Annotated in this window: 14 protein-coding genes; 2 read left to right on the top strand and 12 right to left on the bottom strand. The window is 54.5% G+C overall.

Translation table 11 applies throughout. The annotated features are described in order from the left end of the window. Window positions 1-9 precede the first annotated feature (9 nt). Window positions 10-1668: a hemagglutinin repeat-containing protein gene (locus C4J85_RS14715; protein WP_372240597.1), complete on the bottom strand. Its 1659-nt coding sequence runs from the start codon at window positions 1666-1668 to the stop codon at window positions 10-12. A gap of 178 nt (window positions 1669-1846) precedes the next feature. Here C4J85_RS14715 and C4J85_RS14720 point away from each other — a divergent pair, with 178 nt between their 5' ends. Next, window positions 1847-3229, top strand: coding sequence for a hypothetical protein (locus tag C4J85_RS14720; RefSeq protein WP_124410024.1), 1383 nt, complete (start codon window positions 1847-1849; stop codon window positions 3227-3229). A gap of 841 nt (window positions 3230-4070) precedes the next feature. On the opposite strand, the gene C4J85_RS14725 is transcribed toward C4J85_RS14720, so the two are convergent. Further along, a complete protein-coding gene (locus C4J85_RS14725; RefSeq protein ID WP_124410025.1) occupies window positions 4071-4739 on the bottom strand; it encodes a GNAT family N-acetyltransferase in 669 nt (222 codons plus the stop codon). A gap of 47 nt (window positions 4740-4786) precedes the next feature. Then, window positions 4787-5434, bottom strand: coding sequence for a hypothetical protein (locus tag C4J85_RS14730; protein ID WP_124410026.1), 648 nt, complete (start codon window positions 5432-5434; stop codon window positions 4787-4789). A gap of 404 nt (window positions 5435-5838) precedes the next feature. Between C4J85_RS14730 and C4J85_RS14735 the strand changes: the two genes are divergently transcribed. Further along, a complete protein-coding gene (locus C4J85_RS14735; protein WP_124410027.1) occupies window positions 5839-6051 on the top strand; it encodes a hypothetical protein in 213 nt (70 codons plus the stop codon). 416 nt (window positions 6052-6467) lie between these two features. Here the strand turns inward: C4J85_RS14735 and C4J85_RS14740 are convergent, their stop codons facing one another. The 9 genes from C4J85_RS14740 to C4J85_RS14780 form a co-directional block, all read right to left on the bottom strand. After that, complete coding sequence (locus tag C4J85_RS14740) at window positions 6468-6896, bottom strand: hypothetical protein (protein ID WP_124410028.1); 429 nt, start codon at window positions 6894-6896, stop codon at window positions 6468-6470. Further along, window positions 6874-7884, bottom strand: coding sequence for a polymorphic toxin type 44 domain-containing protein (locus C4J85_RS27845; protein WP_305955162.1), 1011 nt, complete (start codon window positions 7882-7884; stop codon window positions 6874-6876). The genes C4J85_RS14740 and C4J85_RS27845 overlap by 23 nt, the downstream gene beginning before the upstream one ends. A gap of 498 nt (window positions 7885-8382) precedes the next feature. Beyond that, entirely contained in the window at window positions 8383-9177 is a 795-nt protein-coding gene (locus C4J85_RS14750; RefSeq protein ID WP_124410029.1) for a DNA adenine methylase, read from the bottom strand. Window positions 9178-9326: 149 nt separating this feature from the next. Beyond that, window positions 9327-9869 carry a lysis system i-spanin subunit Rz gene (locus tag C4J85_RS14755; protein WP_124410030.1) on the bottom strand — a complete coding sequence of 181 codons (543 nt, stop codon included), beginning with the start codon at window positions 9867-9869 and terminating at the stop codon, window positions 9327-9329. Continuing rightward, the gene (locus C4J85_RS14760; RefSeq protein WP_124410031.1) at window positions 9851-10414 is read right to left on the bottom strand and encodes a glycoside hydrolase family 19 protein; all 564 of its coding nucleotides are present in this window, start codon (window positions 10412-10414) and stop codon (window positions 9851-9853) included. Before C4J85_RS14760 ends, C4J85_RS14755 begins: the two co-directional genes overlap by 19 nt. A gap of 48 nt (window positions 10415-10462) precedes the next feature. Continuing rightward, window positions 10463-11509 (bottom strand): phage late control D family protein, encoded by a 1047-nt coding sequence (locus C4J85_RS14765; RefSeq protein ID WP_056783387.1) that lies wholly within the window; start codon window positions 11507-11509, stop codon window positions 10463-10465. A gap of 81 nt (window positions 11510-11590) precedes the next feature. Next, window positions 11591-11797 carry a tail protein X gene (locus C4J85_RS14770; RefSeq protein WP_124410032.1) on the bottom strand — a complete coding sequence of 69 codons (207 nt, stop codon included), beginning with the start codon at window positions 11795-11797 and terminating at the stop codon, window positions 11591-11593. Continuing rightward, window positions 11772-12617: a phage tail protein gene (locus tag C4J85_RS14775; protein WP_124410033.1), complete on the bottom strand. Its 846-nt coding sequence runs from the start codon at window positions 12615-12617 to the stop codon at window positions 11772-11774. Before C4J85_RS14775 ends, C4J85_RS14770 begins: the two co-directional genes overlap by 26 nt. Window positions 12618-12626: 9 nt before the next feature. Continuing rightward, window positions 12627-15740 (bottom strand): phage tail tape measure protein, encoded by a 3114-nt coding sequence (locus C4J85_RS14780; RefSeq protein ID WP_124410034.1) that lies wholly within the window; start codon window positions 15738-15740, stop codon window positions 12627-12629. Between the last annotated feature and the right edge of the window lie 67 nt (window positions 15741-15807).

Below are 15807 nucleotides of genomic sequence, written 5' to 3' on the forward strand. Positions count from 1 at the left end.
TCAATCTCCTTATTTTCTCGGGCTGACAGGCACCAGCACCGGCTTGCCTTGCGGCCAATATCTTGCGCAGGCTTGCGCACCACTGCCATAACAGCTGTGCATGGTCGTATCACCGGTGAAGACATTGCCCAACTCCTTGAGCAAGCTGCTGCCCTCAGGTATTACGCCGCCAGTACCCGGGTTATGGCCCATGAAGGACCACCTGCCCACCGGGTCGTTGTTATGAACTTCGTATTTAAGAACCATCTTCGCCTGTTCGACTGGGTCGGTGACGGCCGAACGGTTTTGCAAATAGGCCAACTGTTCATCGGCGGTGTAAACATTGAACGCTCCACCGAAGTTATACACCGTAGTCTTGCTGAGTAACCCGGCAGCATCTGGCATGTTGTAAATGGATTGTCGGGAGTTGCCGCCGGTCATAGTGCCGCGACTGTGTTCAGTCAGGTGCAAGCCAGTGGCGCCATAGTCGAGCTGCAGCTGGCGCGAGGCCGCGGTGTAGTTGGTCAAGCCGAAAAAGTCGTTATCCATCGCCTTCTGATACCCGGCAATCAACAGCTCCGACAGGGTATTGCCCGCCTTGGGAAACCACATGAAATACTGTGGCCCGGTCGCGCCAGGGTCGCGATGCTGAGCCGCGTATTTAGCCGCGGCTTTGTCGTCGTTGAAAATGCCATTGAGGGCTACGTTGACCACGTTGCTTTCATCCGCCTGCAGGTGTTGCCTTTCTGCATCACCCACTACACGGAACAACGGCTTGTGGTCCGCGCCTTCCTTCACATTGCCCTGTTCATCCAGCTCCAGCGCCAACATCTGTGGCGGCGTTTTGAACATGGTGCGATACGCCTCATCGGTAAACTGCACCCCTTGGCGATAGGCCTCATTCTTGATCGACTGCTCCGCCTCGGCGGTACGCTGCAGTTTGTCCAGGTCCTGACGCTCGGCGCCAACATGGGAATGGGCGGTGTCACGGTTAAGGCTGGCCACGGTTTGACTAGCATCACGGCCGGTCAATTGCTGCTGGCGGTAGGCATCAGTAATGAGGATATTGCCGGAACTCACCGCGCTCAGCGTGTTGCCCTCGGAAGAGTCCGAAGCCTTCCCTGCATCCAGGTAGTTGCTGAACAAGGCCTTGCTGGCGCCGTACATGCCCTGGCCGACAAAGTCGCTGCTGAGGGTGAGCCCACTGCTGTCGGCGCTGGCCTTGGCGCTGTTGTGCAGGTCAGCGGTGGTCAATGAGCCGGTACTCAAGCTGTTCTTGCCATCGGCAATTGCCTTGTCGTTGCTGGCGATCACGCCGCCCACCAAGTGGGTGTTGCCCTTGACCCGGATATCAAAACCACCGTCGCCGGCCCGAATGCCGCTCTGCTCAGTGACACTTTCAAAGTTGGATTTCTGAATGCCTTTGTTCTGACTCAACGTGAAGCTCGATGAGCCGATGCAGAATGGCGGCACGCAAATACTCACGCCCACGCCCAGGCTAGTCTGTTTGGCCTTGTAGGTACTGGTGTCCTGCAGGCTTTCGACACTGAAATCACCGCCCACATCGGCCGTGACTTGCTTGCCGCTCACCACTGCGCCCTTGAGTCGGGTATCGCCACCGGAATCGAGCGAGACCTTATTACCGGCGTCCACATGGGTATTGCTCCAGACCACATCAGAACCCTTCATCCAAGCGACAGATAGGGATGTGGATCGGGAAATTATACGTTCAGCTCTGAGGGCAATTATTAATTGGCACCGTAATTACGATGAGGCATCCGCTACGGAGCTTAACGAGTGGCTCCAGCCGGTGGAGACATGCTATGAACGATTGGCCCCCCTCAACTTAGTCATGCGAGACCATTGGTTGTTCGATAGCCATTGGCTGGAGCTGCCTACGGAGGATGAAAAAAAAGATCTCCATGACAAAGCCAAAATTGTTTCCGAGCTCAGAGCCTCCTCGTTATCGGCGATATATCAGGCTGAAAGAATCACAGGAATAGAATGCCTTATTGAAGTATGCACCGAACCCAGCATCGTCGGAGCCACATTGGCAGGGGTTCCCTGGGGTGAGGGCTACTGGATGGAATGGATTCAGGAAAAGCTTGAGAGCTTTGATAACGGCACGCACATGAGTGCGTGTATAGCAGGCTTTCTCCGTACGGCTGCGTCGCCAGCACCTGATGCGCTACTTAAAAAAGTAGTTGAGTTAGGCAAACAACGTGGATGGCCATCTGTGAGGCTCGCCAGTTTCTTAACTCTGGCTATCCCGAACCGAGAAACCTGGCAGTTGGTTGAGTCCTGTGATCATGAGGTCAATACCGAGTATTGGGACAGGGTTCAACCATACCATCAAACAAATGATGAGGATTTAGACTTTGTGTTAGAGCAACTCTTGAAGGCTAAGCGCCCAATGAGTGCTCTTTATTGCTGCCAATTCAAACTTCAAGAAACTGCTCCTGGTAAGATTTTTTTAGCTCTTCAACAGTTACTCAACTGTAGGGAGATAGATGGGCCGAAAATTCAGTCTTGGCATCTAGAGAAAATGCTGGAGCGGCTAGAGAGCTCTGGTGAATTTGAGCGGTTAGCTCTGGCTCAACTTGAATTTGGGCTATTTCCATTTCTTCAGCATGGGCGAGGAGACAATGCTAGTGCGCTGTATGAAGCTATCACATCAGAGCCAGAACTCTTCAAGGAGTTAATTTGTGCGATCTACAAGCCGGAACATGGGGAAAGGCAGGAGGTGACTGACGCCAGTCGAGCAACTGCAGGGAGGGCTTGGGATGTCTTACATCACTGCAAGCGACTACCTGGCACTCAATCAGATGGGGGTATTGATGCAGATAAATTTATTCACTTTATTCAGGAAGCACGTGAGTTATGTAGTGATGCAGATCGGCCAACAATGTGTGATCAGACTTTAGGACAAATTCTCTCCCATTCCCCAGCAGATGAGGATGGTACATGGCCATTCACGCCGGCCAGGGAAATTTTAGAGTCTCCTGAATTAGAACATATGCGTACCGGCTTCATCACTGGAACCATTAATAAGCGAGGGGTCACTAGCCGGTCTCCTTGGGATGGCGGCGACCAAGAGCGTGATCTGGCAGCACATTACAGAAACCAGGCAGAGCGGGTGCAGCACTCCCATCCAAATGTTGCAGCCATGCTGGATCAACTTGCTCAAGGCTACGAGCGCCATGGAAAACGCGAAGACGTTGAGGCCAATCTAAGAAAAGAAGGCTTCTAATACGAGAATAATTTAAGAATGCATAAAGTGTCGCCCGCATAGATGAGGCAAGCTGGTGACACTGTGAGGTTCATGCAGCAGCGGCAAAAGTTCTGGGTTTATCCTCAATTAATGCTCGTCCGCTAACGACTGTGCGTTGTGCCCGGTCGCTGGTGTCGGCAAGAAACACACGGCTAGCTGACCGTAATCGGTCCGCAACTTAATAGAGCTATTTTGCTACTAGGCTGTCCGGCAAATGTGGGCACTGACGAATGACTGCTTTTGGCCGTTAGTGGACACTCAGATTCCTCAGTCTTGAACACAACCCCCCCGCCCAATCTAAAAGACGCATACCAATAACAGCTCTCGAATTCCCCGAGGAAAAGGTAGGCTTGCGGATGCAATCCGAAAAATTGCGAAAGCAATAACCAAATCCCACCCAATAAAAAACCCCGCAGACGTTAATCTACGGGGTTTCTAAGAGTGGAGGCCGAGGTCGGAATCGAACCGGCGTAGGCGGATTTGCAATCCACGAATATCCTGATAATTTTCAATAAGTTATATGAATATCTATTCCGCATCACCAACATTTCTTCCTCGCTGGAGCCCTCTAAAATCGGGAGGTTCTATTTCAGTTGCGGAATGGATTTCTATGCTTGGTCGAGTACAGCCGAATAGCCCTACGGCTGGCCCTATCAAGCCTTCCATTCAAAGGTCTGAGATAGGGATTCGAACCCCTTCCTGCATTCATACAGGCCGCTATAGGCCAGCAATTACGGCTAATTGTTTGGTATTAGAAAGCGCAACGCGCGCCTACAGTGTCCCATTTTCTGCCCCAAAACGACGCGACTCACCCCAATGCTCACATACGTTTCGCCTTCAGGTATTGGGCCAGGAAATTTTTCGCTTTGGTCTTCTCGGCTTTCCGCGTTTTTTCCATCGCCTTGTTCGCCGCCTTCACTGCTTGCTCTGTGGACCGAGCAGACGCTTCCATTTGCTCCCGAATGATAGGAGGCTGACGTGCGAGTTCGTCCGGGTCAAGGATGGGAGTTTCCTCACGCGGCTGACCTATAGCCATAACGATCTGCTGTTTGCGTAGGGATATAGGCTCAAATCCATAACCCTTGTAGACAGACGCCAAGCGAACGTCACAAGACAGGCTGACCACCGCATACCTGGATATGATCTCATGCACCATTAAGCTAAGAATCCCCTCGCATCTACGAGACTTGGAAACTGCCGTGTAGTAGATGCCGCACTCGGGCCGCGACCCGGGAGATAGGCCACAAAGCGCGAACCCGACAAGTTGACCATCATCAGTAGCGGTAACTAGCTCTATCTGGGAGGGAGCTGGCCGCGCCAAGTACGCCCTCACCTCGGTAAGCAGGCTGAGCCGATATGCGCTGAACAGAGGATGCGATACTGGAGGGTGTCGCATAGAGAGGTCTGTTACATTGTCGGAGACGAGGTCCAATACCTGCTCTCCTATTTGTTGCAGTACTGGAGCAGCAGTTGTTTTAACAAGGATCATATGGGCCTCCTGGCCTTATGAGGGAGCGGCACACGTCTAACTCTTATTCAAGCACCCCGGCTCTGGTGATGCGCGTGAGCCTCATCAAGTAACCAGGGATGCCTTCCCAAATAACGGATTATCGCAGCACTCATTGTTTCTGCTTCTCTATCTGCGTTTTGTCCCCAAGCCGCGACTTGGCTTTTAGCAAACCCTCCGTTGGTTTCGAGCTGCAGCAAAATTGCAGACCGCGTCAAGTTGACACTACGCTTGAGCGAGAGGAATGCATTTGCAACATCTAAATCTTCAAGGCGGGTATATTCAATTTCTTTTAAGTCCTCAAGACATATTTCCAACAAATTTGAGTGATATTTCAACATCGGTGGGGTGGGTACCCCCTGCAAGATGTACTGACTTGCTCCCGCAATCACTTCGCTCGCATAGGCAGCAACTCCGAAAGATTTCTCCATATAGCCGTAGCCCTCAAATAGCTTGTCCTCTTTTTGTTGCATCACTCCCCGACGCGCAATCGCGACTGCGGCTAAAATCGCGCCAATGCTTCCTATGGCTTGCACCCATGCACTCATGCTTTCAGTCGATCCGACAGCTTCTACAACCACCCAGAGAGTCCAGCCCAAAAAGCCCATTGAGATAAAACTCCATACCACCCAGATTGAAGCCAGCTTCATGCTTTCAGGGACTATCAACACTTTCATTTTCGAATGGTCCACGGAGAAAATCGGAGCTTGACTGGGTTTCAGAATTTGGTCCAGCGCCGCGTGCTACACACCCCCATTGTGTAGGAGTATGTGTGGGGGGGGGCTGGGGGATAGGCCCGTGATTGCGGGCTGTGACGCTCGTTCATGGCAGGTTGCATAAATGCATAATGGGCATTGGAAGGCATTGATTGGCGTATGGTTTGCCCCATTTTCGCCCCACGAGATCCCATTGAATCCCGCTTGCCCAATCAGTCCGATGATGGATTGGACGTAGCCCTCCCCAAAACCGCCGCTAGCACTGCTTTCGAGGCATTGAGCGACCATTCTCGTAGCAATTTCCAAGCAAGCACCAATTTACTAGGCCACTGCTATGCTTAGCCCTTTTAGGCGGGGTGACACACATGACAGGGGAATACTCACTTCCAGATTTGCTTGAACGAATGTACGAGAATCAACTCGCGTTGGAAGCAGCTCTGATGGAGTTGGCTCTCCAAATCGAAAAGCAAGGTATGGATGAGGTTGGTAACAACGTACGTGGTGCTCTATTCGTGATTGGCGAAAATGCTGGGCACATCAAGCAGGGCCTGGCCAAGCTACGAACCAAACGTCTCTGACAAAGCACACCCCGATTGTGTAGGAGTATGTGGGGAACTTAGAGGGATAGGCCCTTAATTTCGGGCTGTAACGCTCGTTCAAGGCAGGTTGCATAAATGCATAATGGGCATTGGATGGCATAGATGGGCGTACGGATTGCCCCATTTTTGCCCGATGATACCGGACAGGCTTTTACTTAACGTCTCGTTGAAGGAGACCGCCTATGGCACACCGCTGGTATTCGTTCACTGCCTGCGGCACCGACTCAGCCTAACAGCATGCCTTCTGAGGTCAGCGAATTGAGTGATAGCTCAACAGCTCGCCATTTAATATAGACACAATAATAAGAAGTTCTGAAAGTACTTTCTTGAGAATTCCATTGAGATTTAAAACAAAAAAAACACCGGCATTGGCCGGTGTTTTTTTGTATATCTATCTAGGGAAGTGCAGCATCAAGATCGAAACCTACCGTCTGGATTTCGCCTTTGATTTTGAATAATGATATGCTATGAAATTCATAAACCGTATCATTAGTTTTTAACTTAACTCTGTCTCCCACGATATTCTTGACAGCATTTTCACTCTTAGTAACAAGAAAAGGAGTGCTATTTCTTGTCCTTTCCAAAGCTATCTCTTCGCTTGGCTGAATCTCCATGAGAAAATATCGATATACATCTCCATTGGTGGCCCCGCCGGACTCATACAATACTTCATAAATAGCACCACCTTCAGCAACTTTGGTGACTGAAATAACTTTGCTAGGATCTGGCCTGAATGGCCAGGACACAAAAATATACAACGCCTGCGCCAGACAAACAAGCAACAACCCCCAAACTAGCCATTTAATAACCCTTTGATTTTGCATAATCTATCCCAAATTTAATCCAAACTTGATCAACAGGGTCATCGCCGTAAGGCGCTCCTGCCCACCACTCACCAAATTCCGTAGAGGATGTCCCAGCTACAGTTTGCGCAGCGCCCGCCCCTCTTAGAAGAACTTGCTCTGGAATCCCCGCAGCGGTCCCTACGGCTCCATAATTGAAATTCCCGAAATCTGCATACTGGCGTCCTTGTTGTTTGTAGTCCCAAGGTCCTTTATTTCGGACTTTCATGTAGAACCACGTGTACATAAAAGCAGAGCCACTACTAGGATAATAGCTGTCTTGGGCTTTTGTCTCTTGTAAATTTCCATCCAACCACACCCCTGGTGGAGCGATCGGATACTGGTTAAGTCGAACCTTCTCCCTAGCTTCGTTAACAAGTCTAATTGGCTCTTGAAGCTTCTGCTTTAAAGCATTCAAATAATCGATTTCACGACTGCTATATTTTGCAGCATACGCAGCCGCCAGTGACGCGTACCATTCTTTATAGTTCTTATCTGGAGGATAATTCGTCTTACTGCCGCTGATCGCGTCAGTGATGAACCGGCTAGCTGGATAACCAAAAAAATCATGGCCATAGTAATACTTATCAGCAATTTCTTTCTGAGCCGTGTAAGTCTGTGTTTTTTGAACAATAAGAGTGTCAATCGAATGAATATGCTTTTCAAATTTTTCGACTCCACTCTCAGAGCTTACTGCACTCTGCTCTAATGAATTAATGCTTTGCGCGATAGCCGCTGGCATGGACTGAAGATTCGCTGCAAAAGCTGCCTCTTGATCCCTTACATTTTGGGAAATGAGTGGTGGATACGTATTAAGTATGTAAGTACGCGTGGCAACGTTAATTAGTTGCCCCGTGTGACTGTGTGAAAAATCACTGTCAAGCCCCCCACCTCCGAATGTCTGAGGTTCATATTTATTAATAACGTTGATTTCAATTTCTGGAAGATAAATTGTGTCGCCATTTGGCATAGTGATTTCCTTTTCGCTAGGTCCAGTGTAAGTGCGCTGCAGATCACAGTAAAATGGACGGCTTATTTTTCCGACACCTTACTGCTTTCTGACGAACGGCTTCGGGTTTCCGTCTTCTTTGAAGGCTCAACGGACAGAATCCCGTTTTCCGCGTCTTTGAGCTTGTCACACTATTACTGTATATCCATCCAGCCATAGCGCGCAACAAATAATGCATTTATGCATAAACAAAGCAGCAAATGCTAGTGATTAGCATTACCCTTTATGCATATTATGCCTGTCATTGAGCACGACATGGAAGCCGGTTCTCAACGCCGGTGCGTTTTTTCTGGGTTATTAGGTTAGCGCTCGGGTCATGCCCAGTTGCAATAATGTGATCCGAAGCCCGTGACTGGTTGCCGTTAACGTGAGCCATGAACGTCGCTGAATGCAACGCCGTGTGTTTTCAAACGCGAGTTGCTACACATAGCAGGCCCATCTGATCGACGCTTGAGACCATCAAAACAGCCCCCCTAACTCCGCTGGCTCCCAGTTCATGATCACCAACTCTCCGCTGATCTCGGCCCTTCCCTGCCGTTGGTTTGTGGTGTTGTACCGAATGTCCACCATCTCAAAGTGAAACCCCTCAAACACCCGCCGGATATCAGGGTGATCGTTGATGCTGACCATCACCTTGCCTTTGCAGCGCCGCATAAAGTCGGCCATGCGCTCGTAATTCTCAAATGGAAAATCCACGCCATAGCCGGCCGTCTGCCAGTAAGGTGGATCCATGTAGTGGAACGTATGGGCACGGTCGTAGCGCTCGGCACATTCAAGCCAGCCGAGGTTTTCAACATAAGTGCCGGACAAACGCTGCCACGCTGCAGACAGGTTTTCCTCGATCCGCAGCAGGTTAATGGCCGGGCCGGTGGTTGCAGTGCCGAACGTCTGCCCCGTCACTTTGCCGGCGAAGGCATGGTGCTGCAGGTAAAAGAATCGGGCGGCGCGTTGGATGTCGGTGAGGGTTTCCGGACGGGTCATCTTCTGCCACTCGAACACCTGGCGGGAACTGAGCGCCCATTTGAATTGGCGCACAAACTCTTCCAGGTGGTTCTGCACGACCCGGTACAGTGTCACCAGGTCGCCGTTGATGTCGTTAAGAACTTCAACAGGCGCGGCCTGGGGACGCATGAAGTAGAGCGCGGCGCCGCCGGCAAAGACTTCAACATAGCATTCGTGTGGCGGGAAAAGCGGGATAAGGCGGTCGGCCAGGCGGCGTTTGCCGCCCATCCAAGGGATGATAGGTGTAAACATAAAAAAGCAAGACCTTTGCTGTATGGATAAACAGTGCTAGGCTCGCTCCGCTTTGTGCACGAAGCAGGAGCCTTGGCTGGACTTGCAGGGATGATCTGCGGGAAAGGTGGCCGGGTTGGATGTTGACGCATCCTGCCCGGTCGCTCCTTTTATTTCGGTGTAGAAACTTCTTTTGCGTAAGCCTGACAGGCCCGCAGGGCGATCAATCCTCGGTCGCCGGCATCGGTGATTCCGATAATTCGTTGAGCATGCGCTGGGTCAAGTTGGGCTCTTGTGGGGCCATGAACCACGCGGCCGGTGGCGGTGGTGGTTGGCACTGAACAGCTGCCGGTGGTTTCGGTGGCGGCGAGTACGACTGACAGCCGCAGATCAGCAGTAGCCAGGCGATCACGCAGACGAGCCTGCTTGATTTGCTCATCGGTCAATTCCTTGTAGTGGGTTTCGTCTTTGTTCTGCAGGCGGAGCTCCAGGGCACGGCGCTTGTCCTGCTCGGTACGCTGCAGAGCAGCAGACGCTTGGGATATTTCGTTGAGGGTGTCCGCCTGCAGGCGGGCTTGCCGCTCCAGCACGCTGCCATAACGCCAGTCCTGAGCAGTCCAGGCCAATGCTGCAGATCCTGCGACCACCACCACTAACAGCAAGCTGATAGCGGCGATACGGAACTGCGCGGGGATCAGATCGAAGAGACGCATAACACCGCCCTCGCCCTGGCCCACAACTGCAGCCGATCCTCCAGGCCATTAAGGCCGCCGTTGATCCGGCGAGTGATGGTGTTGAACTGGTCCTGATCCGCGAGCGCATTCAGCCCGTTTACAGACCAGAACCACGCCGCCGACTCTGCCGCCCATTGCGGCTGCTCGAGCAGCTCGGGGGTGCGCAACAATCGCTCATCGCCGAACAGTGCCAGACTGCAGCGCAGGTAGTTATCGTGCCCGGTTACCTGGATCAACCCTCGGCCACGATAGCGTTGACCATCACCATCTGCAGCTGGGGTATTACCAAGCTTGGCAGCCAGAGTGCCGGTATCGTATTTACTCAGGTATTGATCCCCGCCCAGTTCGCGGACGTACTGCAGTTGACCGGACTCGTGACCAAGCTGCGCCAGGAAAGCAGCCTGGCGTTTCGGTGTATTGATCTGCCGATGCGCCATTGCCGCGTTCAGGGCAGATACAAAAACGCCCGCTTGGCGGCGGGCGTTTGGCATGATGCTTTGTAGCTGTTGTTCAGTGATGGTCATAAAAACTCCGGACAAAAAAATACCGCACTTAGGCGGCGGTGGCTTGCATTACAGCTTCTCGACGCTCACGACCTTGAGCGGCTTCGTTTCTTTCTTTTTCTTACCCTTGGATTTGCCTTGCTTGCCGGCATTGCACTCGACCGTGGTCGACCAGCCAGATTGGGTAAACACCTGCTCCACCGAATCCGCCAGGTATTCGCCATCCAGCCCGACCTTGAAGCCCTGGGCGTTGATCAGGCGCTCGGCAAAAATGTCAGTCCGGCCTGGCATCTCGAAACGCACGTCGGCGGTCGAGCGATTGAATGCCGCTAACCGTGCTTTGGCTGCTGACTCAGCAGCGGTCTTGTTCGGATAGATGTGCCGATCCGTGTGCACCGCCGGCAAGCCGTCCGGCGCATCATCGTTGTCGATGGTGACCACCGCCAATTTGCCGTCCTTTTTGTTCTGATGCTTAGTCGCAACGGCCTTGTGCGAATTGCGATCCCCTAAGCTGAACTGCCAGCGACTGAGATCGCTGCGGGTCAACGTGATCGCACCGAACGTTTTGCCGCTGGCTGTCTGCCCTCCCTGGCGCGGCATCACCAACAGCTTGCCATCCGCGACCTTGGCCGTGCAGTCGTATTGCTTAGCCAGACGCGTGATGAAATTAAAGTCGGACTCGTTGAGCTGATCCACACGAGCGACCTTGGTCGCCACCGGACAGCCTGCCTGCCAGCCATTTCGAGCCGCGATGTCGGCCACGATCTTCGACAACGGCGCATCCTCCCAGCTTCCGCTGCGGATAGTCTTACCACTGCCGCGCATATCGCTGGCTTTACCCTTGATCACAATCGTGTCCGGCGGGCCGGAAACTTCGACCGTGTCGACCGCGTAAAGCCCTAAGCGCATCAAAGACGTTTCGGCATAGCCCAGGTGAATCTCGATTGAGCTACCGCGCCGGGGCAACTGCACCTGGCCGTCACGGTCATCGATACGCAATTCAAACTCGTCGGACTCCATACCCGGCTTGTCAGAAGTCCTAAGCAACAACAATCGATCATTGATCTTGGATGTAATATCGGCACCGTCGGCAACGATACGAAAAGTGGGGGTCATGGTTTTTTTCCAAAGAAAAACCCGCACAGGGCGGGCTGAATACAGAGTTTTCTTACGCTTAACGCAACGGGCCGCACGGAGTCAGTCCCACAAGCTAATCCCTTCCTCAGTCGGGACTGGCAAATCCGGTAGCACGATCACCACACCAGCGCGGAAAGGCTGGGGCTCGTCTGCCAGGCCCTGATTGGCATCCAGCACGGCCTCGACGCTGCCGTTCAAGTGCCCATACACGTTATTGCAAATGACATCGAGCATGTCCCCGTCAGACGTTCTGCATGTCATCGCCATAGCGCGTGAACTCCAGAGTGAATACTTGTTTACGCGGAATACCGCCGTGCAGCAGCGCGCCCTGTTCCTCGTTGATGGTCTTCAGGCACCAGGTGCCGATCACCTCTCCATAGCCGGTGGTCAGCGTCAGCGGCTGTAGCCGGCCGCCGATGGTGCGCAATGTGTCAAGCTGCTTGAGCCCCCCTTTGAAACCTGGATAAATCGTACCCTTTAGTGTGAGCTTTTCATCGCCAATGCCCACGGCCTGCTGCGCCGGGCGCCGGGATAGTCGCTCCTGTGAAGCCCAGCGGAATTCAGTCGAGCGAGTCAATTCGTCGAAGGCCGCTGTATCCAAGTTGAAGTAGTACGGCTGAATTTTAGGATCCCTGGGCTGAATGATCAGCAGGTGCGGAAATGGCTTCACCGCTTCCGGCGCCGGTGTGGCATCCACGGCAAATGCGCTGGTGGGCACGATGTTTGCCAACGACGGATTGACCTTTCCGGCGACCTTGTTGATCGCCGTCGCAGCTTTTCCCGCCTGCTCCTTCAGCGCCCCCATTCGCTCCTGCACTTCGGCGGCGCCCCGTGTCGCACGACTGTACACTGCCAGCACCTGGCCGGCCTTGGCCTGTGCCGCATCCACGCCGCGCATCACCCGCTGGAGCTTGGCACCGACAGCAGGCCCCACGAACGGGATATTTTCCAGCTCGGCCGCTGCACCCGTTATCTCCCTTATTGCACCGTTGACGGGCCCAAGCATGCCCTCAGCACTACGTCTACCAGCCTCCCCGGCTTCAACCAGGTACTTGAAGCCCGACTGCATCTGTTCCATATAAGCCATAGGCCCTCCTTACAGGTGCGGTTCGTCGTACAGCTTCGCGGCGTTTTGCTTCGCCGCATCAGCCATCATTAACCGCATGTGCGGCATGAGGTCTTGCGCCAAGCGTTGCGGGTCTTTCACATCCCCTTGCACCGTGACCGGCATACTCAGCGAATACTGAAACTGCTGATCCACTTTGGCCGGGACAGGCTTTTCCGGCTCTTTGGGCAGGATCGCTACAGCCGCTGGCTTGGTCGGCGCTGACACGGCTAGAGAGCGCGCGACATCACCCAGGACTGGCGCTTGCGGTGCAGTCGCCATCAGCAATGCACCCGAACCGTCCGCCCGGTTGAATGACTTGCCCATGGCGGCCAAGCTTGGAATGGCTGGGCCCGGTCGAGGCGCCATCAATAAAGGCGTTACCGGCGGCGCGGGCTTTTCGTCCTCCCCTCCGAACCACGACTTACTTGCAGCACCGCCCAGCGCCGAACCACCCATGCTGCCTAAGTAAGCGCCTACCAGCCCACCAATAGCGGTGCCGATGATAGGCACCACCGAGCCAATAGCTGCCCCTGCAGCTGCACCGGCCATAGTGCCCGCAAGATTGCCAGCGGCAGCGCCATAACCCTCGGCCTTTTCGTCCTTGGTCTTAGCATTCTCATAGGTGTCAAAGGCCATGGCGCCGGCCTCGATGAGCGAGCCACCAGGTATTGCCTTTGCGGCTTTTCCGATCTTACCGACCGCTTGCACAACCCCGCCCAGTTTCGCTATCGCCCCGCTCGGGATAGAAACTGGCGGGATAAGCGGACGCGGGACCGATGCTGCAGGCAGTGGTACCGGTGAACGTGGAGCCAGTGTTGCAGGCCGTAGCAGCGGCGGACGCGGAACCAGTGCTGCAGGCCGTGGCAGCGGCGGACGCGGAACCGGTGCTGCAGGCCGTGGCAACGGCTGACGCGGGACCGGTGCGGCAGGCAGTGGTACCGGCGAACGCGGGACCGGTGCGGCAGGCCGTGGCAGCGGCGGACGCGGTACCGGTGCTGCAGGCCGTGGCACCGGCGGCCGCGGAGCCGGTGTGGCTGGCCGTGGTACAGGCGGACGCGGCGCCGGCACCCGAGCACGCAGCGAGGTCGGCCGACGTCGCGGGATATTACGTCTTGAACCGCGACCACGCCGGCGGCCTTCACCTGGCCCCCCAGCAGGCCCCCCCATTGCACTCAAGTTAACGACGAAGACCTTTTGGACGCCGTCGCCAATCGGCGCAGCATCTTCACCTCTCGCGCCGTCATCGTCAGATACCGCTTCTTTAGCTAGCGAAACGACTTTGAGGCCAGTCGCGACAATGTCTAACTTGCCGGTCTTGTTCTCATCCTTTCCCTCCCCATCAGTCGATTCACCCTTGAGAGCGGCTACTGCCTTGAGCCCAGTCTCAACTAACGACAGGGCCTTGCCGGTCTTGCCTTTAGCTTCGCCGCCCTTTCCGACGGCCCCAGCGCCATCCTTGGAGTTGGTCACAAATACCTTTTGCACTTCGCCGGATTGGCCACCCAACGATCCCCGCGCGACGTTGAGCAAACCTTTAGCGATTTTGAACGAACTGAGCAGCCCCTTGAGCGCGACAAGCCCTCCACCGACCGCCGCGATGCCCGTCACCACACCTGGTGCGCTGTCAGACAGCGAGGTAATACCCCTGGTGACTTTGGTCAGTCCTTCCGCCACGGTGTCTGTGACCGGGCGCAGGGCGTCTCCAGCGCTGCGCATGGCGTCATCCATTGACTGGGCCATTTCGGCCCACTTCTGCGACGACGCCTCACGTCGCTCGCTGAGGTTCTTGTCGAGAATGCCCGTTGCATCGCGCGAATCGTTTTTAAGCTGGCTGTACAGTGCCTTGTTCTGCATATAGGCAGAAAGCGCAGCCTTTACCTGCATGTCAGCGAACAGGTCACCGGTGCGCAGTGACTCTTCCAGCGAGGCCATCATGGCCTTGGCTTTCTCCGGGTCCGACTCCTTGCTGATCTTCGCCGTCGCCTCAGCCATCGCCGCCGCGCGCTTCGGATCCGTGGCCTGAATGTACTTCTGCGCCAGCGACATACTGGTTTCAAGGGTGGACATACCGTTTTGCAAACCGGTCTGCATCGACCCCTTGTAGTCAATACCAGCCTTTGCATACGCCTTGACGGTGTCGCCGGAGCCGATTTTGCCCATCCAGTTCTTGAGATTGTTTGCCGCCTCATCGGCGCCGCCGGCAGATTTCATCTGCACTTGCAGCATGGCACCCAACTGTGTAACCGCATCCATGCCGGTAATGCCGAGGCTGCCCATGTTCGCCAGCAGCTCAGGAAACCACTTAGCCATGTCGGCCGCTTCAAAGCTCCCGGCCTGCCCTTGGTAGGCAATCGCTTCCAAGGCCTGCTGCATCTGCCTAGGATCTGTGATCTTGGCATTCTGCCCCAGCGCGTTGATCATCTTTGCTGTATCAACACCGCTCGACCCTTGCCCCACGACGAACTTGGCCGCGACTGGCGCATATTCCAAGGCCTTGCTCAAGTCCATGCCGGCGCCAACCAATTGGTTAACCACATCGGCTACATCGTTCCGGGCCATGCCCGTGTCGCGCGACGTATCAATGATCTTTCGAGACATCTCCTGCTCTTGCGGTTTGTTGGCAATGCCGGCTTTGATCGCGATATCACGAACAATGGCCCCAAAATCCGCACTGACCTTGGTCGGAACAGCCAGCATGCCGACACCGACGACAGCGGCTCCAACCGCGCTTTTCATGCCAGTCTTTCCAGCATCGATCTGCTGATGCCCTTTTGCTTTGAGCTCCGCCTTGATGGCTGTCTGCCCCATAGAGCGATAGGCTTTCTCCAGTCGGCCGACCTCGATTCCCTGTTTTTTCAAACTATCGAGGTTGGAATTCAACCGGCCCAACAGCTTGGTCGCGCCCTCTGATCCGCTGTCGTGGGCTTTCTTCCACTCGTCGCGCAGGCGAATGGTGTCACCGATAGTGCGCTGCAGGACACGCGCCTTGTTGCCTTCCGCCTCAAGACGCTTGATGCGCCCCGTTACATCTTTAAACGCAGCACCGACTGTCGAACTGACGGCGCCGCCGATCACCAGCCCGAGGGCAATTTTGTTTGCCATGTCGCGGCCCTCATTTGGATAGCCTTATCGAAGGCGGCTCAGTCCGTGAGCCACCACACCATTTCTG

The organism is Pseudomonas sp. R4-34-07 (assembly GCF_003852375.1).
Classification (GTDB): Bacteria; Pseudomonadota; Gammaproteobacteria; order Pseudomonadales; family Pseudomonadaceae; genus Aquipseudomonas.